Origin of the sequence: Sorangium aterium, from assembly GCF_028368935.1 — a bacterium.
GTDB lineage: Bacteria > Myxococcota_A > Polyangia > Polyangiales > Polyangiaceae > Sorangium > Sorangium atrum.
Map to the genome: position 1 here is coordinate 1,504,039 of NZ_JAQNDK010000005.1, position 23,258 is coordinate 1,527,296.

Genomic DNA, 23,258 nt, shown 5'->3' on the forward strand with positions numbered 1-23,258 from the left:
ACGCGCCGCCCCGCGCCGGAGCTCAGGCGCGCTAGGTGGAGGCCGCGGGACGACACGCGAAGGAGACCGGCGAGCAGCGCAGGAGGGAGACCGGCGAGGGGATCTCCTGGAACGACGTTCCGGGGAGCCCGGCGTCAGGCGGGCGGCGCGCCATGGTCGTCCGGTGCGCCGCTCGCGCTGCAGCGATGCGCGTGTGCGCAGGGCGCATGCGGCTCGTCTGACCCGGGCGCACCGGTATCGCCGGCGCCACGCATGCCGCCGAACCATGCGCGAGGGCCGAGCCTCATGAAGCTCGAGAGCAGGAGCGCGCCGAGCGCGGCCGCGCAGACCCACGCGATGGTGGAGTGCTCCTGGGGCGCGAGATCGTGGAGGTCCGGGACCGCCGAGAGGGGGACGAAGGCGTTCGCGACGAGGCCGAGCGCGACGGCGAAGGCGACGCTGAAGAGCGCGGAGACAGCGGCGGCGCGCGCTCCGAACGCCCGATGCAGCGCGCCGAGCGCCGCGATGTGGGTCGCGGGCCCCGCCACGAGGAACGCGAGCGCCGCGCCGACAGGGAGCCCCTTGTGGATCATCGCCGCGGCGAGCGGCGCCGCGCCTTGCGCGCACACGTGAGCGGGCACTGCGAGGAGCGCGCTCACGAGGACGTCGGCCGGCGCGTCGAGCACGCGCGCTGCGGCCGGCGCGATGGACGCCTCGAGGACGGCGGCGAGCGCCAGGCCCACGACGTACCAGGCGGCCACGTGATCGAGCGCTGGACCTACGGCTTCGGCGACGGCGGCGCGGAGCCGCGCGCCCGGCGATGCCACGGCCCCTGCCATGGCGGGCGGCGCGCCGCAGGGAGGCGCAGCGCTCGATCCTGGCGCCCCGGCCACCCTGGCGACGAGGAGCGCGACCAGCACGGCGAGGAGCGCGCCGCCCGCGACGCGCGCCGCGGTGAACGGCAGGCCGAGCACCCGCAGCGAGAGCAGCGCGCCGGCGGGATCGAGCGCCGGGGCGCAGAGGACGACGGCGACGACCGCGGCGACCGGCGCGCTCGCGCGCGGGAGCCGCTGCAGGCGCGGCGCAACGCCACAGGCGCAGAGGGGCAGCGGCAGCCCAGACGCCAGGCTGCGGGCGGCCCGGGGCAGCGCCGCACCGCCGCGCAGCCAGCCGGTCGAGCGACGCAGGACGCTCGGAGAGAACGCGCGCAGGAGCCCCACCATGGCGAGCCCGGCGAGCATGGCGGGCGCCGTCTCGACGAACAGCGGGCCGAGCGACTCCGCGATCGACAGCTCGGACGCGTGCGCGCTCGTGAAGGAGCTCTCCGGGCTGGGGAGCGCGAGCGCGACGCAGAGCCCCGAGGTGAAGGCGATCGCGCTCGTGGTCCGCGCGCGCGCGCTCCGAGGTGGCGCCTCGTGCGTGTGGACCACGAGCCGCAGGAGGACACCGAGGCCGAACGCGATGAACACCTCGAACGACTCGTGAGGGAGGCTCTCCACGGCGCGCTGGCCTAGGAGGGCGCCGAGCACCGTGAGCAGCCCGAGGAGCCCGAGGCGCGCGGCGAGCTGCCGCCACCCCCAGGCGGGCAGAAAGCGCGCCGCGAGCGACAGCCCCTCGGGCAGCCGGTGCACGAGGACGGCGCTCGCGAAGAGCACCCCGTCCGCGCCGCTGTCGGCCGCGGCCACGGCGAGCGCGAGCCCGGCGCCGTCGAGCAACCCGTGCACGGCGAGCGCCGAGAACGCGATCTCGCGCCCCAGCACCTCGCCGGTGTCACGCCTCCTGTGCTCCGTGAGCCCGAGCGCCGCGTACCCGAGCGCCGCCCAGAGGACCGCCTGCGCCCCGATCTCCTCGACCACGTGCGGCAGGTGGCGCGTGAGCACGAGCGCGGGCACGAGGCCGAGCGTCAGCCCGTCGAGCGCCGACGTCGGCAGCGCCTGGCGCCGGCCGAGCGCCACGAGGAGCGGCCCCGCGGCGAGGCCGGCGATCGACAGGGCGACGGCGAGCGCGAGCATGGGCGCGGTGGGCTATGCCCGAGCCACGTGGCCTAATCAATATCAAATTGGTGTTGCAACCAAGATGCGGACAGCCGTCTGCGGCCGCTGAGCGCCGCGTCATTCACGCGGCCCGGGGCCGCCGGTGGCCGGGGGCACCGATGCCCGGGGGTTGCTCCGCCGCTCAGGCCTGCACGCACCGATCGCAGCGACCCTTGATCTGGATCTGGAGTCCCTTGCGCCGCAACGCGCGCGGCGCGCCGCGCGCCGCCTTGATTTCGATGCTCTCGTCAGGGAGGCAGAGCACATCGCCGCACGTGTCGCACATGAAGTGCGGGTGCTCGTCCGCCGCGTGGGCGCCGGTGGCCTCCCGCAGCTCGAACCGCCAGAGGTGGTCGCCCATGTCGGTGCGGCGCACGAGCCCGGCGTTGGTCAAGTCGATCAGGTTCCGGTAGATGGTGGCGCGATCCCACCCTTTCGGGGCGAGCTCAGCAGCGAGCTCCGCATGGCTGACGGGCGTCCGCGAGCGGCCGAGGCTCTGGAGCACCGCGATGCGCGGCGAGGTGGCTCGCAAGCCGGCCGCCCGGATCTGCTCACGGAGCTCTTCCGCGGACTGACCTGCTTTCGTACGCGCCATGCAAGACATCTACCGTCGCCAGGAGGGTACTGCAATCACGATGCATCGCCGCCGCCGGCCGCGCAGCGCCCGGGTCGGCCGCGCGCCAGTGTGGGCGAGATCGCAAGATCGCCGCCGAGCCCGCCGCGCCACCGTCAGCGAGAACGCAGCGTCTGCTCCCGCTCGGGCCGCGTGCGCGCGTGCCCGGCGCGGCCCCGAGAGGACCGGCGGCGACGAGCGCCGACCCGGCTGCGAGAGAATGTGGCAGGCGGAGAGTTTGGATGACGTCGTGCACCTGGTTTTGAGCGTCGCTCGAACTGCACAGACCAGGCGGATGGGCGCGCGGTGCGGCGCTCCTCGGGAAAGCGCCTCGAAATCGGGGTGAGCTCCTCCGGCGCTGACCCCGAAGCGCGGAGGACATGGAACAGGCGGAACGGCCGGGTCCGCATCGTCTGATCTCGAGTCGAGGGGGGCTCCCTCGGTCCGCGCCGCTCTCGACGTGTGCTCCATAATGGAGCGATCGATCCAAGTTGGAGCAATCGGCGTGTCCGTTCCACGCGGGCCCTCGCGCCTCGTCATCGCTCTGCGTGTCCCGGGGTCCTGTCGGCGTTCGGCGAGAGGGCGCAAGACACGCAAGACGACCAAGACGACCAGAACGACCAAGACGTGGAATCTTCCTTTGTCGTCGCGAGTGGAATCAGCCCTTTTGGAATTGAACCGATTGTGATCGCGGAGTTATATTCATGCTTCCTTTGCGGGGAAATGAACCAAGGAGAGTGTCCATGCGAGCTCGGACGTGTGCGGATGTATTTGCCTTAGTCTTGATCGCTGCCTTGGGCGTCGCGTGCGGCGCCGACCCCTCGACCCCCGCGGAGGATGCGCCGGCCGTCGCCGACGTCGTGCCTGATGAGCAGGTCGAGGCAGCGCCGGCGCCCCTGCGGCGCGGCTGCGCGACCGTCGAGCTGAGCGACGGTGAGAAGGAAGCCGTCGAGCAGTTCGTCCGCAGCCGGATGGCGCTCGGGTTCTCGGCGGGCGCGGCGGTCGAGATCCCCGTGCACGTCCACGTCATCAACAAGGGCGTGGGCCTGTCGAACGGCGACGTGACGGACGGGATGATCGCGGAGCAGATCGAGGTGCTCAACGAGGCGTACGCGAGCACCCGCTTCAGCTTCACGCTGGCCTCCGTCGATCGGACGAGGAACGCGACCTGGTACACCATGTCGTCGGGCTCCGCGGCCGAGCGGCAGGCCAAGGCGGCGCTCCGTATTGGTGGGCCAGACCACCTCAATCTCTACACGGCCAACCCGGGCGGCGGTCTGCTGGGCTGGGCGACGTTCCCCTCAAGCTATGCGGCCCGTCCGACCGACGACGGCGTCGTCCTGCTCCATTCCACGTTGCCCGGCGGCAATGCGGCGCCGTACAACGAGGGAGATACCGGTACGCATGAGGTCGGTCACTGGCTCGGCCTCTTCCATACGTTCGAAGGCGGCTGCAACAAGAGCGGCGATGGCGTGGCGGACACGGCGTCCGAGCGCAGCGCCGCGTATGGCTGCCCGATGAACAGGGACAGCTGCCGGGGAGGTGGGCTCGACCCGGTCCAGAACTTCATGGATTACACCGACGACTCCTGCATGGATGGGTTCACCGCAGGGCAGGCCGATCGCATGTCGGCGCACTGGGACACGTATCGTTGATCGGTGGAGGATGTGACGGCGGGCGGCGGGGGACTCCGCCGCTCGCCGGCCGGACAGGCGTCCGGCAGAGCTCGATCACATCGACTTGATCTGGGCCCGGCGCTCGAAGCTCCGGCTCTCGGAGAGGACGCGCGGCGCGGGCTCGGCAGGCGCCGGCCCCGCGCTGGAGTCCCGATCTCCCTGCGCCAGGCGCTGCTGGCGGCGGGTGCCGGCCTGGACGCCGAAGTACACGCCGAGGAACGTCACGACGCCCCAGCCGAGCAGGCCGACGGCGACGAGGCCGGTCTGGCGCGACGAATCGCCCCCGATCTGGCTGATCTGCTCCATCGGGGCCGACAGCTTGCTCACCTCCTTCATCGGCTCGCGCAGCGTCGCGACCTGCTCCATCGGCTGCTTCAGCCCGGCGACGTCGCGCATCGGCGCGTCCAGGGCGGCGACATCACGCATCGGTGCGTTCAGGGCGGCGACGTCCGTGAGCGGGCCGCGGATGCTCACGAGGCTCTCGTTCATCGCGGCGATGGTGGCCTCCATCTGGCTCAGCCGATCCATCGACTCCTTGAGTCGCGCGGTCTCGCGCATGCTCTGCTGCATTGCGTCCATCGACCCCTTGAGCTCGGCCAGCCGCTCCATCGCCGCCTGCATCTCGGCGAGCTTCTCCATCGGCTGACGCAGCTCGGCGAGCCGATCGATGCTCTCCTGCGAGCTCCGCAGCGTCTGATTCGAATCCTCGATCGTCGCGCGGGTCCGCCGCATCTCCTCCGTCGTTGCCTGGATGGAGCGCGTGTTCGTGTCGATCATCGTCGCCATGCCGCAGCCCGTCGACACGAGCGCGAGCAGCATCATCGGCGCAATCCGAACGATCCTTTCGCAATGCATACCTGATCGTTGGTTCCTCGAAGGCGGCGCGTCAATGTGTGCTTGACGCGGTGCGCTGAAATATGACATAGCCGTGTCCGAGGGGTGAGGCGCTGTGGGACATCGCGCGTGTTCGCCTGCGAGCCGCTCGCGCGGCACGTGCTCTCACGGCGCTGTGAAATGTCGGTGTCGGTCCGGTGGATGTGACGCGCCGAGCGCTGGAAGCCGGACGCCGGAGGTGGAAGGGGAGAGGCCGAGTGCGTCGCTGCGATGGACGTCGCGCCGCCAGCGCCGCTGTCCGGAGCTACAACGCGGGTGCGGCGCGCTTCATGCCGGCGCGGCGGCGAGAGCTCGGTGGCGGCCGCGCGGGGCGGGGGCGCTCACCGCGCTGGACGGTCAGGCTGCCGGGCGCCGGTGCGGAGCGTGAGCGCGGCGAGGATCGCGAGCACGGCCGCGCCGAGCCAGGCAGGCCGGCCGAAGGCTTGCGTCCCCGTGGCGAGCGCGCCGTCGGTCCACGTGGCGTCGAGCAGGGCGCCGCGCAGACCTGCGCCCGCGAGCGCGCTGAAGCTCGCGTGGACGGCGACCGCCGCGAACACGCCGCGAGCGCGCAGGAAGAGCGCCGCGGCGAGCGCGCCGAGCGCGGTCGCGAGGGCGAAGCTCGACGGGGACGCGCCCGGCGCGAGCCCGAGCGCGGCGCCGTGCGCGAGGGCGGAGAAGACCAGCGCGGGGCGAGGCGAGAGGCCGGCGCGCGCCGCGGCGGCGAAGGGGATGCCGGTGAGCAGGAGCTCGTCGCGGACAGCGAGGGCGATCGAGCGCGCCAGGGCGAAGCCGAGGCTCGCCGAGGGCGCCCCGGCCTGGACGGTCGCCCAGCCGAGCACCGCGGAGACGCCGAGCGTGATCAGCACGGCGAGCGCGCCCAGCGCGGCGCCGAGCCCGACGCGACGGGCGATGCGCGCGCGGCGGCCTGGGCCCTCCGGCTCCAGAGGGTCGGTCCACTGCACGCCGGCCCGCGCCGCGACGACGTCGGCGACGACCGCGCCGCCGAGCGCCGCCGCGAGCGGGCTCGACGACAGGAGCACGGACACGATCTGCAGGGCCGCGGCGAGGCCGACGAGCCAGGCCGCGCCGAGCGCGAGCTCCGTCAGGCGGCGCTGCGGTCCGGCGGGATCGGGCCGACGGGCTTCCTCGGCGGCGTTCAATGGAGCGTGTGCCACTGGCCGTTGTGCTCCACTTTCGGGACGTCCGCGTCGCCGTCGGCCTCGTTGCGGTGACGCGCGCCCAGGGTGGCGACGAGCTGGACCGTGGACGGGCGCGTGGGCCGGTGGCGCGCCTCAGACACCGCGCGGAGCCGCCGGCGCGGCGCGGGAGGCGGCGGCGACCTCCGGCTGCGGAGCCGCTGCACGGCCAGGCGGCCGGAGACGAGCAGCCCGAGCACGAGCAGCGAGCCAGCCAGCACCGGGACGAAGCCGTAGCGGCGCGCGACGTTGGCGCGCCACGCGAGCTCGATCTCTGGGCCCGTCGAGACATAGGCGGCCCCGAGCGCGGCCTCGAGCGGCACGCCGCCGCGCACCCGAGCCAGGGCACGCACGAAGCTCTGCCGCCGCTCGTCCTCGACGAGGAAGCGGACGACGTCGGCCGCCTGCGCATAGGGCAGCGAGCCGGCCGCGTCCTCGGCGCCCGCGAGGCTCGCTTCGAGCTCGTCGAGCGGGACGAGGCGCCCCCGGAGCGCGGCGACCGAGAGCACCTGCGCGCGCCGAGCGACGCGGTCGCCGGCCACGTGGGCGGCGAACCCCTCGTGGAACCAGCGCGGGACCACGGCGCCTCCGGTCGCTTCATCCAGGGCGAGGTGCGCGAGCGCGTGACGGAAGGCGCCCTCGAGATCGGGCGTCTCGGCGCCGAGCCGCGGAGAGGCGCTGAGGACCGCGAGCCGCAGCGCGCCGAACGAGACGGCCGTGACGGGGCCAGCGAGGCCCCTGGGGACGAGGTCGTCGAGCTCGGCGGGCACATCCGCGATCCGGATCTTCACCGGCGCGGTCAGGACGTCGCGGCCGAGCAGGGCGCCGAGCTCGGCGCGCAGGTCGCCGGCGCGGGCGATCAGAGGGCGGACACGGTCGCGGGTGGACGGGTGATAGGCGAACTCGATCCAGCCGAGATCCTCGGTGTGGTACGCCGGCGGCGGCGGCGGCACGGGAAGATCGGCGCCGCCGTCGCTCGACGCGGCGGGTGCGTCGTAGACGCGGGGCGCGGCGCCGGCGAGCCGCGCGGGCGCGGCGACGATCGCGACGCAGAGGAGCGCGGCGAGCCTCAGCCCCAACCCCGCTGGGCTGCGCCGGGAGGAGCGCGTCATGGCGCGATCCGACCCCGGAGGTGCACGGTGTCGCCGGAATCGCCGCCCGTCTGGGCCAGCACCACCACGACGATCCCCGTGGCGACCACGCCCGCGAGCGGGCCCCAGAACCAGGGGGAGCTCCACGTCGAGCGCCGCTCCGACGGCTCCGACGAGCTGGCGCCGCCGTTCGCGGACTTCGGCGCCGCCTGGGCGACGTCGGCGCGAGGTCCCAGGGCGCCGCGCGGCGATGAGGCGGGCGCGGGCGGCGTCACGGCGCGACCCGCCGCGCCTCCGCTCCGTTCGTCTCCAGCGAGCAGCGCGCGGACGGCCGCGCCCGCGCCCGGCCAGTCGAAGGTCGCCCCGGCGGGGGCGGCCACGCCGTCCGCGGTCCGCTGGACCGTCGCGCCGAGCTCGATCGGCGCGTAGCTCGCGCCCGCGACCCGGAGCACGCGCGCCACGGGGTGGCCGTGCGCCGTGCTCACCGCGACGACGAGCGCCGCGCCTGCGCCCGCGCCGAGCGACGCGAGCAGCCCGCGCGCGACCGGCTCGGACTCGGCGCGCCCGGCGGAGCGGCGCACCTCGGCGAGCTCCTTCACGGCGGCCGGCGCGTCCGGGCGCGGCGGATCGCCGGTGAGCACCTGCGCTGTCGCCTCGTCGATGGGCGGGCGGAGCGCGGGGTCGCCGTAGATCGCGCGAGCGAGCGAGCGAGCCGCCTCGGCGCTCGCGTCGTCCACCGCCACCACGACGGCGCCGCGCAGGGCCGACCGTGCGGTGGGGGCGTCCGGCGCGCCGCGCGCGGCCGGCGCCGCCGCCGCGCTGCCCGCGTCCGGAGCCGCCGCGGCGGCGCCGCCTCGAGGCGGCTCCTGGGCCTGCGCGGGCGCCGCCGTCAGGCCGAGCGCCATCGCGACGAGGCCCGGGGCAGCCGGCGGACGGCGGAACATGCATTCACGGTACGGAGGCCGCGGGCGAGCGTCAAACGGCGCGCGGCGCGGCGTCACGTCACAGCCAGCCGTGCTCGCGGTACCAGGCGACCGCTCGGCGCGTCCCCTCCGCCCAGTTCACCGCGGGCGCCCAGCCGAGCTCCCTGCGGGCGTCGCTGGCGTCACAGACCCAGTGCGACGCGGAGAGCTCGTTCAGCTTGTCGCGCGTGAGCATCACGGCCTTGCCGGTGAGGCGGCCGAGCCCCTCGCTCGCGAGCGCGGCGCCGCGCATGAGCGAGAACGGGACGCCGACGCGGACGAGCGCCCGCGCGCCGAGCGCCGCCTCCACGTCCGCCAGCATGTCGCGCCACACATACACGCTTCCGTCGTCGATGAAGTAGGCGCGGCCGCTCGGCACGTCGCTCTCGATCGCCCGGATGCACGCGGCGGCGGCGTCGGAGGCGTAGATCACGCTGAGCGTGTTCCTGCCGTCGCCGAGCATCGGGAGGAAGCGGCGCGCGACGCTCTGGAAGAACGCGAACGACTCCTGGTCGCGCGGGCCGTAGATCATCGGGGGGCGCACGACGACCACGGGCAACGCGCCCTTCTCGGCGAGGACCAGCCGCTCGGCCTCGAGCTTCGAGCGCCCGTAGCGCGTCACGGGGGCCGGGGGTGCGTCGGCGGCGATGGGGCGCCCGTCCAGGCTCGGGCCGATGGCGGCGAGGCTCGAGACGAACACGAACCGCCGTATCGCGCCCGCCGGCGCCGCCTTCGCCGCGTCGAGCAGGTTCCGCGTGCCGTCGACGTTGACCCGGAAGAACTCCGCCTCGTCGCGCGCCTTGACCAGCCCGGCCGAGTGCACGATCGCGTCGACGCCCGGCGGACCGACGACCGCGCGGCGGACGCTCTCCGCGTCCTCGACGGCGCCGTACGCGAGCTCGACGCCGCGCAGCGACGACAGGAACCTCGTGTCCGACGAGCGCCGCACCAGGGCGACGACGCTGTGCCCCTGCTGCGCGAGCTGCTCGGCGACGTGCGAGCCGAGGAACCCGCTCGCGCCCGTGACCAGCACCCTCATCGATCCGCTCCTTCTTTACGGTCCCGGCGCGCGCCCGAGGCGCTCGGCGCTGGCGCCCACGTCGAGCTGCCGGCGCCCGCGTCGAGCCGCCCGCGCCGCTCGGCGCTGGCCCCCGCGCCCATCACAGCGCCCGCTCGTAGACGCGGTACTTCTTGTGGACCCGGCCGCCCATCAGCCGGATGCCCGCGTTGATGGCGGCGTTGTCCTCCAGCGTCCACCCAAGCTCGCCGCCCTCCATGCCGAGCAGATGCGCCGCGCGGTTCATCTCGACGTAGAGGAAGGCGCTGAGCCCGGCGTAGCGCCGCACGTGGCGCCACTTCTTGCGGATGCCGAGCACGACGAGGCGCCCGCGCTTCGGGCCGCGTACGCGCAACCGCCACAGCAGCTTGAAGATGCCGCCGGGGAGGAGCTTGCCGTGGAAGTCCTTGATCAGCTGGTTGAGGTCGGGCAGCCCGAGCGACACGGCGGCCGGCTCGCCGTCGATGAACGTGATCTTGGTGAGCTCGGGCATCAGGATGAGCCGCACGTCCTTCGACCACTTGACGAGCTCTTTCTCGGTCATCGGGACGAAGCCCCAGTTGTCGCTCCAGGCGTCGTTGTAGACGTCCATGAGGATCCGGATGTCGCGGAGCAGGTTCTTCGGATCGCCGCAGCGCGTGTGCACCTCCGGCATCGCCAGGACCTCGGCGTGGGCCTTCTGCGCCCGGGCGGGGACGTTGCCGACCTCGTAGCCCCACGCGTAGAGATCCTTCACCTTCTCGAGCCCGGCCTGCTCGATGAGCCGGCCCTGGTGCGGCCGGTGGTAGGGCATCATCATCACCGGCGGGAGCTCGAAGCCCTCGATGAGGCAGCCGATCTCCTCGTTGGTCGAGAGCGAGTAGGGGCCCCGCATGCGCTTCATCCCGCGCGCGCGCAGCCAGCCCGTGGCCTCGGCGAACAGCGCTCCGGCCGTCTCGGCGTCGTCGATCGTATCGATGAAGCCGAAGGAGCCAGTGTCGTCGCGGTGGACCCGGAGGTGCTCGTGATCGACCTGCGCGGTGATCCGGCCCGCTGGCCTGCCGTCCTTGTACGCCACCCACGCCGTCCCCTCGGCGTGCTCGAAGAACGGGTTCTTCTTCTTGTCGAGCCGATCGGAGATGTCCAAGTCGAGCGGGCGGATATAGTTGGGCTCACCCTCGTAGACGGTGTCGACCACGTTCAGGAAGTCCTTGAGGACCTTCTTGTCGCCCTTCCGGAGCTCGCGGATCTCGATAGCCATAGGGCTTGAGCCCGTACCTTCCGAGACGCGGCGCTGCAAGGGGCTCGCACGGACGTGGTCTCGGCCCCGATCGCGGAGCGCCGCGCGCCGCGCTGATCGCCGGGCGGCGCGCGCCGCGTTGAGAGCAGGACGCCGCGCGCCGCGTTGATCGAACGACGCAGCGCGCGCGAAGCCGGTAAGCTCTCGCGGCGGGCCTGTCGGGCCCCCCGGCAACTCAGGTGGACGCAGCATGATGACCCCGAAGGAGTTCCAGAGGCAGTTCAAGCGGCTGCTCATGAGCCGCGTGGAGGGCATGGACTGGGAGGACAAGCTCGCCCGGGTCCGCCAGTACCTGCGCCAGCTCGAGGCGCGCCAGAGCCCGGAGGAGGAGTCGGCCGAGCTGTCTCCGTCGCTGGAGCTCATCCCGTTCGAGCCCGGCAAGCGGCCCGTCGACGAGGCGCTCTATCCAGGGCACGGGTGCAGCGAGCGCGTCGGCTGCATCAACACCTCCGGCGACCCGTCGGAGCTGGGCGACGAGGTGTGGCTGCTCTACCGGCTGCGCGACCTCTACGCGTTCGTCGCGCCCTTCGAGCGGCCGTTCGAGGTGACCCTGTCCGCGTGGTTCCTCCCCGCGAGCCCCGGCGACGGCGAGCCGTGCGCGGTGCCCGGGCTCATGGACGTGCCGCTCAGCCCGCAGATCGTCTCGACCTCGTCCTACCCCGTCCCGAAGCTCGAGCCCGCTCCGTGGAACTCGTTCCATCAGACGGTCTACGTCGCCACCATCGTGCCGGCGCGGCAGCTCGTGCCGCACCCCCCCGGCGAGGAGACCGGCGGCGGCTATTTCTGGGCCGACCTGCCCGAGTCGTTCCGGCGGCGCGTCACCGACGGCTTCGAGCCGTTCACGTTCGCGAGCCTGTTCCGGCAGCAGCTCCGGGTCGAGATCAAGCTCAGCGAGGCGGGCAGGACGGTCTCCTCCGAGTCGACGGACATCGAGATCTTCGACACCGGCCGCTTCGGCTCGCTCTACGCGCGCCTGCTCGACCGGCTCGTCAAGGCGGACACGGAGATCCAGCAGCGGGCGCTCGGGATCGACGAGCTCCACGTCGGCTATCACCCGTGGTTCCCGGTGCTGACCATCGGCATGGACAAGGCGCTCCTGTACCTCCGGGCCATCCATCAGGACCTCGAGCAGCACCGGCGCAACCTCCCCGACCCCCGCTGGCTGCTCAGGGTGGGCCTCTACCTCGAGCTGCTCACGTGCCTCGGCATCTTCGAGGCCGTGAAGCACGACTACCCGGACATGCTCTCGCCGGGGGAGCGCGAGGCCTTCGAGGAGGGCGCGGCGTTCGCGCCGATCCGCGCGTCGATCGACGTCGCGGCGTGGGCGCAGGTCTGGGACATGCGGCACATCGCGCCGCGCGCGGCCGGCTTCTTCGCCGCCGGGCCCGTGAGCCTGACGAACCTGATGCGCAAGCAGAAGGCCACGCTCGCCTTCCTGCACGCCCACCACGCGGACCTGCAGAAGGCGATCGAGCTCGCGGGCCCCAACCTGTGGAACGCGCAGGAGACGTGGCACCGGGTGTTCCGCGACGCGGAGCGGGCCGTCCTCAAGAACAACGTGCTCGCGTTCCCGGAGCTCGCGCACCTCGATCCGCGGTGGCGCGACTTCGCGCTCTGGCACCAGCGGGGGGACATGCGGCTGTTCGGCCTCAGCCTGATGCCCGAGGCGCTGACGGGGCTCTTCGGCGATCAAGATGGCATCTTCCCCGCGGCGTGCCGGCAGTACCGGAAGTCGATGAACGACGTCGCCCGGTGGGCCGCCGAGCGGAGCCTCATGGACTACACGGGCGACGAGTGCATCCCGCGGAACGCGAGCCTCCTCGAGGCGTACATGGAGAAGAACCCGTCGCACCTCGCCGCGCTGCAGCGGCGCGACGGCCACGGGGCCGCGGCGTCGATCGAGCTCGAGGAGCCGAGCAAGGTGACGCGCGAGGCGAGCGCCGAGGACCTCATGACGCTGCTCCGGCGGACGCCGGTCTTCAAGCCGCTGCTCGATCGCGAGCTCCGCAAGCTCGCCACGAAGGCGCGCCGGATCGAGTACGGCCCGCTCGACCGGATCGTGCTGCAGGGGCAGCGGGACTCGTCGATGTTCGTCGTCGCGTCCGGCGCCGTCGAGGTCCTGGTGCGGCACCCCGACGGGCAGGACTCGACGGTCGCCGCGCTCGAGAAGGGCGCCGTCTTCGGGGAGTTCGCGCTGCTCACGGGCGAGGAGCGCACCGCGACGGTGCGCGCCGTCGACGAGGTGGTGCTCTACCAGATCACGAAGGAGGCCCTGCAGCCGATCATCGAGGCGCGCCCGCAGCTCGTGATCGAGCTGAGCCTGCTCATGGCGTCGCGCCAGGCCCACCTGCGCGACGCGGCCGAGCGCTACCTCGAGGCCGAGGAGAAGGTGCGGAGCCTCGCCGGGCGCATCCGGCGGTTCGTCCTCGGCTGAGCGCGCTCAGCCCTTCGTGGCTGGCCTCGCGCTCGGCGCTTCGTGGCTGGCCTCGCGCTCGGCGCTTCGTGGCCAGCCGGCGTCGCTCGGCCCCTCGCGCTCAGCCCTTCAGGAGCCACGCGACGGCGTCGGCCTCCGCGGTGAAGAACGAGTACTCGGGCAGCCCCATGGCGGCCGACAGGCGGGAGATCTGCATCTTCGAGAGCGCGCTGTTCACGAGGTTCGCCGCCTTGCGCATGCCGTGCTCGACGGCGTAGGCCATGGTCTGCTCGACGTACGGGCTCACCTCGGGCTTCTGCGGGGGGAAGTCCGCGATATCGGCGAGCACGTACCAGGGCTTCCCGAGGTTGAGCAGCGTCGAGGCCTTCTGGCGAAACTCGTCGAGGTACGCCTTGCCCTCGTCGATGTCCCAGAACCCCCACACCTTCACGTGGAGGACCCCCGTCGACGTGTCGGGCCTGACGTTGAACCGCCGCTGCGCGGCGCGCTCGCGCCGCGACGTGAGCTCGGATCTCCTCAGCGGCTCGCTCCCGGAGAGGCCCGTCCGGCCCGGCGGGTCCAGGGGCGACGTCCGGGGTCGGGTCTCCGCGAACTTCGAGGCGGCCGACGGAGCGGGCGGCGCGGACGACGAGGGAGGGACGGAGCGCGAGGGTGGATTGGGTGGCGGCGTAACGGAGCGCGGGGGAGGGCTGGAGTACGAGGCGGGACCGGGGCGTGAGGGAGGCGTCTTCGACGACAGCTCCGGCACGGTGACGGTCGGCACCTCGGCGAAGCCCTTCGCCGTGCCGGGCTTCGAGGGCAGCGTCGGGTCGGTCGGGCTCGGGTTCGCGCTCGGCGCGGGCGCCGCCGGCTCCGGCAGGAGGATGACGCGCGAGGCCCGCGGGATGGCGACGTCGAGCGCGGCGGCGAGCGCGCTGACCGCGATGGACGCGCGCTCGAAGCGGTCCTCGGGCTTGAGCGCCGTCGCCTTGAGGAACCAGCCGTCGAACTCCGTCGGCAGCGCCGCCGAGGACCGCCGCGCCGCGCGCGCGCTGGGCGCTTCCATCGCGCCGCGCAGGAGCTCCCCCGCCAGCATGTAGGGGGACGCGGTCGCCTCGGCCTCCTGGGACCAGTACGACTCGCCGACGAGGAGCGCGTACGCGACGTGCCCGAGCGCGTAGATGTCGGCGCGCGGGCCGACGTTGCGCTCGGCGCGGATCTGCTCCGGCGCCATGTACACGGGCGTGCCGAGCATCTGCCGCGTCAGCGTGGAGGCGTTGTGCTGCTCGATGACCTTGGCGATCCCGAAGTCGAGGATCTTCACGCACGGCGAGCCGTCGTCGCGGACGGTGACGAACAGGTTGTCGGGCTTGAGGTCGCGGTGGACGATGCTCGCCGCGTGCGTCTTGTCGAGCGCGAGCGCGGCCTGGAACAGGTAGAGCGCGACGTCCTCGGCGGGGAGGGCGCCGCGCTTCTTGACGAGGCTGCCGAGCTCCTCGCCGCGGAGCAGCTCCATGACGAGGAACGGGGTGCCGGTCTCGTCGTCGACCCCGGCGTCCGAGGTCCTGACGATGTGGTCGCTCTCGATGACGCCGGTAATGCGGGCCTCGAGGGCGAAGCGGGCGCGCAGCTCCTCGCTGTCGAGCAGGCTGGGCAGCATCACCTTGAGCGCGCGGCGCGTCGCGGTGACGTCGTCCATCACCTCGTACACGGCGCCCATGCCGCCCGCCTTGATGACGCGCAGCACCTGGTAACGGTTGCGAAACCGCGTATTCGGCTGCAACAGGCCGGGCGAGGAGCTCATCCTGCGGCCCTCGGTTCAGGCATGGTTTGCACCACGCTACCAGCGCCGCTTCCCGCGTCGCAAGGCGGTCGGGTGAGGAACGTGTTCAGCGCAGGATCGCGCCTCCGCCGGCGGCCTCGCCGCCGGATCGAGCGGCGCTGTCGAGGAGCGGCTCCAGCGCGCTCCAGAGCGAGCGGACGTCCTGGAAGCGTTCCTCGGGGGCCACGGCGAGCGCCCGCGCGACCCAGGCGTCCACCTCGGGGAGCAGGTCGGGCCGGAAGGCGTGCAGGCTCGGCCGCGGGCCGCGAGCGGCGGCGAGCAGGATGTCGACCCGGCTCGCGCCGGCGAACGGCAGGCGCCCCGCGAGCGCGCGGAAGAGCACCGCGCCGAGCGAATAGATGTCGATCCGGTGGTCGATCTCCTGGGGCCGGCCCTTCCATACCTCGGGCGCGATGTAGCTGGGCGAGCCGGGGATCGCGCCTTCGCGGGTGAGGGGGTCGGCCTGCATGACCTTGACAAGACCGAAATCGAGCAAGCGCACGCGCCCGCGCGCCGCTGCGCCGGCGTGGCCCTGCGCGCCGTCGCCCGTGACGGGGAGCTGCGCGCCGGCGGGGGGCGATGGATGGGCGGCGCGGGCCGGCGCGCTCCCGGGGTGAGGGGAGGTGGAGGAAGGAGCGCCCGTGTCGTCGTCGAGGACGAAGATGTTCGCTGGCTTCAGATCGCGGTGGACGATGCCGCGCGCGTGCGCGGCGTCGAGGGTGTCGATGATCGGGCGGAACAGCTCGCGGATCTCGTCGAGCGGGAGCCGCTGGTTCCGCGCTTCCAGCCGGCGCAGCGTCGTCTCGAGATCGCTGCCCTTCAGGAACTCCATGACGATGTAGAGCGTGCCGTTGGCCGCCTCGCTGAACGCGAAGACGTGGGTCGCGCTGGTGCCGGCCAGCTCCCCCATGGCGCGGGCCTCGCGCCGCAGGCGGGTCTTCAAGGCGGCATCGCTGGCGAACTCGGGCCTCAGGTACTTGACGGCGACGTGCGTGCCCGTCTCCTGGTCCAGGGCGCGGTAGACCACGCCCTGGCCTCCCTGACCGACCACCTCGATCAGCTTGTACCGGCCGTCGATCACGTCGTCGATGTCGTGGTCCATCGGCAAGCCCTCGGTGTTCGAGCGCGCTGCGTCAGCGTGCCGCACAGCGAGCCCAGGTTGTAGCCGCTCCGGCGCGCTGGCGGTAGGGACGGTTCGGCGCCGACCCGATCCGCCGGCCGGGGGCGGACCCGAGGCGGGAGGAGCGGGGAAGCGCGAGCGCCCGGGGACGCGGTCCGTGGGAAGGAGCCTGTGGGCGGAAGACGCCTTCGGCGAGTGAGCCTGCGGGGAGTGAGCGTACGGCCAAGCACGCTGGGAGGAAGCGCGACCGTGCTCGGGAGGGAGAACGCGCCGAGGGGAAGGCGAATGCGACAGGGACGTCACGGATCGGGTTCAGGCGACATCCTAGGAGTGACGGAAATTGCCTGATGATTGACTCCACTCATCCCGACGCAGCGACGAATTTGGTTGGTTTGCCGACCCTGAGATCCCGTGTAGAGTGGCGCCCATCCTCGTATGAGATCTGTCCGACAGAACAGCGACCTTCCCCAGGCGAACGGTGCGGTTCCGGTCGCGCTCGACGTGCAGCCGGCCAGGCCCGGCGCGCAGGAGCAGGAGCTGGAGGAGGAGTGGACCTATGAGGTCGCTCACCACGACGCGCCGTCGGATCTCACGCATGTTGTCGGGGAGAACCTTCGGCGGCTGCGCACGCGGCGCGGCCTCTCGCTGGAGCGGCTCTCGAAGATCTCCGGCGTGAGCCGTGCGATGCTCGGCCAGGTCGAGCTCGGCCGCAGCGCGCCCACGATCAACGTCGTCTGGAAGATCGCCCGCGCGCTCTGCGTGCCGTTCTCTGCGCTCGTCAGCGATCGCGCGGCGAGCGGCCCGATGCTGCTGCGCGGGGATCGGGCGAAGCGGCTGACATCGCACGACGGCAAGTTCACCTCGCGCGCGCTCTTCCCGTTCGACGCGCCTCGAACGGTCGAGTTTTACGAGCTGCACCTGGCCTCGCTCGGCGTCGAGAATGCCGATCCCCACCCGCCCGGGACGACCGAGAACATCGTGGTATGTCAGGGGACCGTTGAAATCAGCGTCGACGGACAGCGGTTTCTGCTCGCGACGGGCGACGCGCTCGTGTTCCAGGCGGATGTCCCGCACGTCTACCGCAACCCGGCGAACGTCGACTCGCTGATGTACCTGGTGATGACGTATTCGCTGTCGGCGCCCTGAGGCGCGGCGCTTTCCTCGCCGAGGGGCGGGGGAGGGCCGGGAGAGGAGGAGTGCCGGGGGAGGGGCGGAGCAGCCCGAGAACGCCGGCGAGCGTCGACGCCGCTGCTCCGAGGAGGGTTTGCGGCCGCGCTACTTCGTCATGGCGGGCGTGCACATCATCATGGGCATCCCGCCGCACATCATCATCATGGGCATCCCGGCCGACATCATCTTCGTCATGGCCTCGCAGCGCTCCTTCAGCATGTCCATCGACATGCCCTCGGGCGGCATCAATTTGCAGGTCATTCCGTCCTTCGTCATCTCACACGACATCTTGCACATCATCGGCATGCCCATGCCCATCATGCCTGGCATCATGCCCATCATGGGCATCATCGGCATGCCCATGCCCATCATGCCGGGCATCATTGGCATGCTCATGCCCATCATGCCTGGCATCATTGGCATGCTCATGCCCATCATGGGCATCATCGGCATGCCCATGCCCATCATGCCGGGCATCATGGATGCGCCAGCGGCCATCTCCGGCGTCGACATCATGGGGGACATCATCTGCGGCATCATGGGCATCTGCATTGCGGTGGTCATGGGGGCTCCTGTCGTCAGCGCTCGTTGCTTCCGGGAGCCGTTCTAGCCGGTCGGCGTGACGTCGCAACGCGTTAACACGGGCGCGTGTCGCTTTGCTCCAGTCTAGCGGAGGCGCCTCCACGGCGTTGGAGGCGCCGGCGCCCCGGGCGGACGAGTGTCCATGATAGTGACGGCCGCTCCGCCCGGGGCGCGCTGGGGCGGCGTCCAGGCGAGGCCGGGTTTGCGGCGGTCATGAGGGGTGAGGGGGCGACCAGCGGGGTCGTGCGAGCGTGAGCGGGATGGGCTCGGTCGGTTCCACCGACCATGATTCGGTCTCGTATGTCGACTCGCTGCTGAAGCCGAGCCTGACGTTATGCGCAGTCATGTCGGCCCATACAGAGCCGCGGTGCCCTCCGGCGCGAGCGAGCAGGGCTTCTGTGCATCTTGCTTCACCCTTGACGGGCGTGACGCTTTGATGCCTCATACGCCACCATGCGCCGCGCTCCGCCTTCTCCGTCCCTCGTCCGCGCCACACGCGTGCTCGCCCTCGGTGCCCTCCTGGGCACCGCGTCGTGCGCCCAGGTCCTGGGCCTCGGCGAGTTCGAGGATTGCGACGAAGATTCCTGCTCAGGAGTGCTCTGGGCGAAGAGCTTCGATAGCCATGAGTTGGTCTTTCCAGAGAGCGCTGGGCTCGACTCGAAGGGAAATGTTCTTCTCTCAGGAGTCTTTCGAGGTACCACTGATTTCGGCGGTCCGCCACTGATATCGTCTCAATTCGCTTTCTTTCTCACCAAGCTGAAGCCGGACGGTAGCCACGGCTTCAGCCGGTGGCTGCGGCTGAAAGTCTTGGATGGTGCGTTGGGATCGCGTCTTTCGGTGCTGCCTGACGATAGCGTCGTCTTGTCGGGCCTGTACGAGGAAGAGATCGAGCTTGATGCTGGCGAATCCATCACGGCGCCCACTCTCGACGAGAATGGTTGCTTCGTGGCCAGGTTCTCGTCAGACAACAAGTTGATCTGGGGGCGCAACTTGTTCACGGGGACGGGTCGCCTCGCTGTCCTGGATTCGACGGCTATGCCCGACGGTGACGTGGTCCTGGTCGGCTCTTTCAGGCGCGAGGTGAGCCTGGGTTCGTCGACCCTGACCACTGCATCCGAGGACGCCTTTGTCGTGAGGTTGGACGGCGAGACGGGCAATCCGCTATGGAGCTTTCAGTTGGGCGACCCTGAATACACCACGGCGACGACGAGCCTCGAGGCCAAGGCGGTGGCGGTGGATCCTGCCGGTAATATCGTTGTGGGGGGCCGGTTCACGGGATTCACCGACTTCGGCTTCGACAGAAGCATCGGCCCGAGCCCGTCGGGGGCTGGAGCTTTCATGCTCAAGCTCTCGTCCACGGGGGAGCGAGATTGGACTGTTGGCCTCCTGGGAGAGGGGCGTGCCTGGGTGACTGACATCGACGTCGATGGGCGTGGAGATATCCTCGCGGCTGGCGCTCTCGCAGGAGCGATCGCCATCCATGCCCATGGCGTCCGAGGCGCCCACGAGACCAGCGGGCCAGAGGACTCGGATATCCTGCTCGTGAAGCTCTCGTCCGCGGGGAATCACCTGTGGTCATTGCGATTCGGCGATGATTCGTCCCAGTTGGGTGTAGAACCGAAGTCAGGTATTTTTGGTTCGGACGTCGAGTCTCTTTCACCTTTTGGGGTTCACGTCGCCGCCGACACTTCTGGAGACATCGTGCTCGGCGCCGGGGCCGCAGGCGCCGTCGACTTCGGGGGCGGGCTGCTCGGCGGCAGACAGGAGCGCGACTGGACTGTCGCGAAGCTGAGCGCTGGCGGAGCGCACCTCTGGAGCAGGCGTTTCGGTGATGCTGCGACAGGGCAAGCGGTGGTTGGCATCGACACGGATCCCGGGACGAACGCCGTCGTGGTCGTCGGGCTCAACGACGGAACGCTGGATTTTGGCAATGAGATGAGGGTCGTGGCGCCGGGAGAGTTCAGCGCTGTCGTGACGAAGATCGACCTGGGACGGGTTGGGAGATAGCTTCTCCAACTCAGCGGCGCTGGTCAGTTGATCTGCAGGTTCGCGGCGGCCTTGCCGTCCTGTCCCGCGCCCGCGGCGCCGCCGCTCGGGGTCGTGCCGCCGGTGCCGCCGTATCCGGGGGCGCCGGTCGAGCAGCTGTTGCCTCCGAACGTGAAGCTGACGCTCGCGGCTCGCGCCAGGCAGGCGCTCGGGCCGCCGCCGCCGCCCGCGCCCGGGCCGCCGTCGCCACCAGGACCACCTTTGCCGCCGACGCCGCCGTTGCCGGCGTCATCAGGACCGGGGCCGCCCGGGCCGCCGTTCCCCCCGAGCTGCGGCGCTCCGCCGTTGCCGCCGCGGCCGCCGTTCCCTCCCTTTCCGGTCGTGATCTCGTTGCGAGAGACGACCACCCGTCCGGCCGCCGCGAAGACGCCAAAGCTCCCGCCTCCACCGCGGCCAGCCGTGCCGCTGCGGCCGCCGAGCCCGCCGCATCCGCCGCTACCGCCGCCCCCGCCGCGATCATCAGGGCCTACCTCGCAGGAGCCGCCACCGCCGCCGCCCGCGCCGCCGCCGCCGCCGCCGTTGATTCCCGGTTGCCCGTTGGTGCCGTTCGCAGGCTGGTAGATACCCGAGGCGATGCTGCCGAGATTCGCGCCCCCCGTCCCCGGCGTCCCCTGCGACCCCGCCATGCCCGGCGTGCCATCGTGTCCTGCCGACCGGGTCCTGAAGCAGCGCAACGGGGCGCCGCCCGCGCCGCCCTCCGCGCCCCGGCTGCCCGGATGGCCGGCCGCTCCGTTGTTCGAGCCATGCCCGCCATATCCACCTCTCCCGCCAGGCTCGTCGCAGGTGGGCGCCGGGCCGGCATTCCCGCGACCGCTGCAGTCGTTGCAGCCCTGCTCTCCCGCATTCCCCGAGGTCGCCGTCCCCGCCGCGTGCGCCGCCCCGTTCGTCCCCGCGGCGCCGGCCTGGCCCTCCTCCACGTTGATCTGGTTGAACCGCACGAAGAGATCCGCCGTCCCCCCGCCGAGGCGCACTCCATAGGTGCTCGCGCCGGCCGACGACGGGCTCAGCGCCTCTATCGAGATGCCCTCGATGTGCGTCGGCTGCGCGATCGACGGCGCATGGAACACCGTGCCTGTCGCGCTCACGGTGGTGGTCACCGAGCTCGTCCTCCGGAACTTGAAGTCAGCGTTGTTGTGATCGAACCCACCGTAGATGCTGATGCCGGACACGACCGTGACCGCCTCCTGGTACAGCTCGCCCGACAGGCAGACCGCCGGGACCCCGCCCGCTTGCGCCACCTGGATGGCCTTGGCGATCGTCTCCACCGGCGCGTTGCGCGTCCCGATGCTGGCGTCGTCCCCGGTGCTCGCCGAGACGTAGATACACTGCTCCACGAGCCCGTCGCCGCCATCGCAGTTGTCATCGATGAACTCGGCGTCGATCGGATCCTCGCCCGCCGCACCCGCCGCGGTCGGCGTACACGCGTATTCACAGCCGCACTCGCCCGTGAGGAGATTGCCGTCCAGGTCGTGTGTGCCCGGCAAGCATCCCAGCGCGCACGCATCCGTGACCCCACCGCCGCCCCCGCCCGCCTCTTCGCTGCCCCCCTCTCCACCCGAGCCGCCTTCGCCCCCGCCCGAGCCGCCTTCACCCCTGCCCGAGCCGCCTTCGCCCCCGCCCGAGCCGCTCGTGGCGGCCGCGCTGCTGCTCGATGACGCGGTCGCGCTGCTGCTCGCGGACGACTCGCCGCCCGCGCCCGAGCCGCCTCCCGTGCCCGAGACTGGCCCGATGGGACCGTCGATCGAGCTGCTCTCGGCGCAGCCGAGCGCCGAGAGCAATGCGAGCAGAGATGCCGTCTCGATGAAGAATTGTGCGCGCATGCTTAATTCTGCACCTTCACGCGCCTTTCGAAAAGACTTTGTCTTGTCGATCCCAATCACCATGGGCCGTGCGCCACATTGCAGTTCGCATCGATCGCGGGTCCGCCCAGGCCGTTATGTGCTGCGCCGGCGCGAGCCAGCTCACGATTCCGTGATTCGCCCCTCGCGCCTGTCACCGTCTCCGGTACTCTGTGCCTGCACACCTTCCCGCTTCCGCACCGTCCCCGCTGTCATCTGTTCATCTCATGCGCCTCAGATCGCTTCACCACACCTCGCTCGCCTCCATGGTTGGGCTCGCTGCCGCCATGGGGATCCATGGCGCGTGTGCACCGGACTCAGGGGCTGGCCTCGTCTGGTCCTCTTCCTCTTCGGGCGGAGCTGGCCCTGGCGGGACCTTCGATCCGGATGGTGGGCTGTCGACCGACGCGCCTGTCGAGCTCCCCGATCCGGACGCCGCCTGTGGCCTCGTTACCGAGGAGGCGATCGCGGTCCCGCTCAATCTCTATATCATGATGGACAAGTCGTCCTCGATGGCGGGTGACGACCCCATGGTGGCCGACAAGTGGACAAGCGCGAAGGCTGGCCTGACAGCGTCGTCAACAGCGCGAGGTTCGCCGGCGTGCGCGTGGCGCTGCGCTTCTTTCCGCGGGTCGCGGACGATGTTCCTGCCTGCGACCAGAAGGCGTACAGCGAGCCGCTCGTCCCGTTCGGTCCGCTCCCCGACAACGCGGGCGCCATCGTCGCGGCCATCGAGGCCGAGTCGCCGAACGGAGCGAGCACGCCCATCTATCCTGCGCTGGGCGGCGCGCTGCTCCAGGGCATCGACGTGGCCGAGGACCACCCCGGCGAGGCCTCGGCGGTGCTGCTCGTCACCGATGGACAGCCCCAGGGGCCTGCGGCCCGGTGCGCCGGGGTGAACCCGGAAGACCCGGACGCCATCGCGGATCTCGCGGCGCGGGCCGCGCGCTACCGCTTCCCGGTGCGCACCTTCGTGATCGGGCTCCCGGGCGTGAACCAGAGCTTCGCGAACCAGGTCGCGGTCGCGGGAGGCACTGACGCCGCCGTCCTCGTCGGGGCGAACAACATCGCCGTCGAGTTCCAGAACGCGCTCGCGAAGGTCACGGGGCAGGCGCTCCCGTGCGAGGTCGAGGTCCCTTCCCAGGTGGCCGGCGGACAGGTCGCGTTCGACGACGTCAACGTCCTCTTCGGGCTCGACGGCGCACCGCAGGAGGTCCTGCCTCAGCGCCCCGGCTGCGACGGCCCAGGCTGGCGCTACGACAACCCGGCTTCTCCCGCGGCCCTCGTGCTGTGCCCCGACACCTGCGAGGCCGCGAGGGGCGCTTCCATCGCGAAGATCCAGATCCTCCTCGGCTGCGAGACGGTGATCCTCTGAGCGAGCACGGCAGAAGGACCGCGCATCTCGGACGAGAGTGGGCGAACTGCAGGTGTTGTGGAGATGACATCGGGAGCGACATAGAAGCCACGAAGCAGGCGGCGCAGACGCGAAGCGTCATAGGTGAGATGGC

At 71.6% G+C, this 23,258-nt stretch carries 17 protein-coding genes; 6 read left to right on the top strand and 11 right to left on the bottom strand.

The genetic code is table 11. The annotated features are described in order from the left end of the window. Positions 1–134: 134 nt before the first annotated feature. Positions 135–1,991 carry a permease gene (locus POL72_RS43990; protein ID WP_272102880.1) on the bottom strand — a complete coding sequence of 619 codons (1,857 nt, stop codon included), beginning with the start codon at positions 1,989–1,991 and terminating at the stop codon, positions 135–137. 163 nt (positions 1,992–2,154) lie between these two features. Then, complete coding sequence (locus POL72_RS43995; protein WP_272102881.1) at positions 2,155–2,607, bottom strand: Fur family transcriptional regulator; 453 nt, start codon at positions 2,605–2,607, stop codon at positions 2,155–2,157. Positions 2,608–3,407: 800 nt separating this feature from the next. Between POL72_RS43995 and POL72_RS44000 the strand changes: the two genes are divergently transcribed. Next, the gene (locus tag POL72_RS44000; protein ID WP_272102882.1) at positions 3,408–4,280 is read left to right on the top strand and encodes a zinc metalloprotease; all 873 of its coding nucleotides are present in this window, start codon (positions 3,408–3,410) and stop codon (positions 4,278–4,280) included. Positions 4,281–4,355: 75 nt separating this feature from the next. On the opposite strand, the gene POL72_RS44005 is transcribed toward POL72_RS44000, so the two are convergent. The 6 genes from POL72_RS44005 to POL72_RS44030 form a co-directional block, all read right to left on the bottom strand. Beyond that, positions 4,356–5,156: a hypothetical protein gene (locus POL72_RS44005; RefSeq protein ID WP_272102883.1), complete on the bottom strand. Its 801-nt coding sequence runs from the start codon at positions 5,154–5,156 to the stop codon at positions 4,356–4,358. 359 nt (positions 5,157–5,515) lie between these two features. Then, entirely contained in the window at positions 5,516–6,349 is an 834-nt protein-coding gene (locus POL72_RS44010) for a CPBP family glutamic-type intramembrane protease (RefSeq protein ID WP_272102884.1), read from the bottom strand. Then, a complete protein-coding gene (locus tag POL72_RS44015; RefSeq protein WP_272102885.1) occupies positions 6,331–7,482 on the bottom strand; it encodes a peptidase MA family metallohydrolase in 1,152 nt (383 codons plus the stop codon). The genes POL72_RS44010 and POL72_RS44015 overlap by 19 nt, the downstream gene beginning before the upstream one ends. Next, positions 7,479–8,405 (bottom strand): hypothetical protein, encoded by a 927-nt coding sequence (locus tag POL72_RS44020; protein ID WP_272102886.1) that lies wholly within the window; start codon positions 8,403–8,405, stop codon positions 7,479–7,481. The genes POL72_RS44015 and POL72_RS44020 overlap by 4 nt, the downstream gene beginning before the upstream one ends. A gap of 58 nt (positions 8,406–8,463) precedes the next feature. Then, positions 8,464–9,462 carry an NAD-dependent epimerase/dehydratase family protein gene (locus POL72_RS44025; protein WP_272102887.1) on the bottom strand — a complete coding sequence of 333 codons (999 nt, stop codon included), beginning with the start codon at positions 9,460–9,462 and terminating at the stop codon, positions 8,464–8,466. Between the two features lie 121 nt (positions 9,463–9,583). Further along, a complete protein-coding gene (locus POL72_RS44030; protein ID WP_272102888.1) occupies positions 9,584–10,720 on the bottom strand; it encodes a hypothetical protein in 1,137 nt (378 codons plus the stop codon). A gap of 229 nt (positions 10,721–10,949) precedes the next feature. Here POL72_RS44030 and POL72_RS44035 point away from each other — a divergent pair, with 229 nt between their 5' ends. Continuing rightward, on the top strand, positions 10,950–13,193 hold the full coding sequence (locus tag POL72_RS44035; RefSeq protein WP_272102889.1) for a cyclic nucleotide-binding domain-containing protein: 2,244 nt from the start codon (positions 10,950–10,952) through the stop codon (positions 13,191–13,193). A gap of 100 nt (positions 13,194–13,293) precedes the next feature. On the opposite strand, the gene POL72_RS44040 is transcribed toward POL72_RS44035, so the two are convergent. Both POL72_RS44040 and POL72_RS44045 read right to left on the bottom strand, forming a co-directional pair. Next, the gene (locus tag POL72_RS44040; RefSeq protein WP_272102890.1) at positions 13,294–14,976 is read right to left on the bottom strand and encodes a serine/threonine protein kinase; all 1,683 of its coding nucleotides are present in this window, start codon (positions 14,974–14,976) and stop codon (positions 13,294–13,296) included. 85 nt (positions 14,977–15,061) lie between these two features. Then, positions 15,062–16,096, bottom strand: a complete 1,035-nt coding sequence (locus POL72_RS44045; RefSeq protein ID WP_272102891.1) for a serine/threonine-protein kinase — start codon at positions 16,094–16,096, stop codon at positions 15,062–15,064. Between the two features lie 453 nt (positions 16,097–16,549). Here POL72_RS44045 and POL72_RS44050 point away from each other — a divergent pair, with 453 nt between their 5' ends. The 3 genes from POL72_RS44050 (at position 16,550) to POL72_RS44060 (ending at position 19,873) form a co-directional block, all read left to right on the top strand. Further along, entirely contained in the window at positions 16,550–17,260 is a 711-nt protein-coding gene (locus POL72_RS44050; protein ID WP_272102892.1) for a helix-turn-helix domain-containing protein, read from the top strand. 118 nt (positions 17,261–17,378) lie between these two features. Next, the gene (locus POL72_RS44055; RefSeq protein WP_272102893.1) at positions 17,379–17,894 is read left to right on the top strand and encodes a hypothetical protein; all 516 of its coding nucleotides are present in this window, start codon (positions 17,379–17,381) and stop codon (positions 17,892–17,894) included. 470 nt (positions 17,895–18,364) lie between these two features. Next, positions 18,365–19,873, top strand: coding sequence for a hypothetical protein (locus POL72_RS44060; protein ID WP_272102894.1), 1,509 nt, complete (start codon positions 18,365–18,367; stop codon positions 19,871–19,873). 23 nt (positions 19,874–19,896) lie between these two features. Here POL72_RS44060 and POL72_RS44065 read toward each other — a convergent pair whose 3' ends face one another. Then, complete coding sequence (locus POL72_RS44065; protein ID WP_272102895.1) at positions 19,897–21,732, bottom strand: PE-PGRS family protein; 1,836 nt, start codon at positions 21,730–21,732, stop codon at positions 19,897–19,899. A gap of 562 nt (positions 21,733–22,294) precedes the next feature. Here POL72_RS44065 and POL72_RS44070 point away from each other — a divergent pair. Next, positions 22,295–23,125: a vWA domain-containing protein gene (locus tag POL72_RS44070; RefSeq protein ID WP_272102896.1), complete on the top strand. Its 831-nt coding sequence runs from the start codon at positions 22,295–22,297 to the stop codon at positions 23,123–23,125. The last annotated feature ends 133 nt before the right edge of the window (positions 23,126–23,258 follow it).

Excerpts from the sequence above, each read along its gene's own strand:
- POL72_RS43990 (WP_272102880.1), bottom strand. The coding sequence starts at position 1,991 with ATGCTCGCGCTCGCCGTCGCCCTGTCGATCGCCGGCCTCGCCGCGGGG.
- POL72_RS43995 (WP_272102881.1), bottom strand. The coding sequence starts at position 2,607 with ATGGCGCGTACGAAAGCAGGTCAGTCCGCGGAAGAGCTCCGTGAGCAG.
- POL72_RS44005 (WP_272102883.1), bottom strand. The coding sequence starts at position 5,156 with ATGCATTGCGAAAGGATCGTTCGGATTGCGCCGATGATGCTGCTCGCG.
- POL72_RS44015 (WP_272102885.1), bottom strand. The coding sequence starts at position 7,482 with ATGACGCGCTCCTCCCGGCGCAGCCCAGCGGGGTTGGGGCTGAGGCTC.
- POL72_RS44020 (WP_272102886.1), bottom strand. The coding sequence starts at position 8,405 with ATGTTCCGCCGTCCGCCGGCTGCCCCGGGCCTCGTCGCGATGGCGCTC.
- POL72_RS44025 (WP_272102887.1), bottom strand. The coding sequence starts at position 9,462 with ATGAGGGTGCTGGTCACGGGCGCGAGCGGGTTCCTCGGCTCGCACGTC.
- POL72_RS44030 (WP_272102888.1), bottom strand. The coding sequence starts at position 10,720 with ATGGCTATCGAGATCCGCGAGCTCCGGAAGGGCGACAAGAAGGTCCTC.
- POL72_RS44035 (WP_272102889.1), top strand. The coding sequence starts at position 10,950 with ATGATGACCCCGAAGGAGTTCCAGAGGCAGTTCAAGCGGCTGCTCATG.
- POL72_RS44040 (WP_272102890.1), bottom strand. The coding sequence starts at position 14,976 with ATGAGCTCCTCGCCCGGCCTGTTGCAGCCGAATACGCGGTTTCGCAAC.
- POL72_RS44045 (WP_272102891.1), bottom strand. The coding sequence starts at position 16,096 with ATGGACCACGACATCGACGACGTGATCGACGGCCGGTACAAGCTGATC.
- POL72_RS44050 (WP_272102892.1), top strand. The coding sequence starts at position 16,550 with ATGAGATCTGTCCGACAGAACAGCGACCTTCCCCAGGCGAACGGTGCG.
- POL72_RS44065 (WP_272102895.1), bottom strand. The coding sequence starts at position 21,732 with ATGCGCGCACAATTCTTCATCGAGACGGCATCTCTGCTCGCATTGCTC.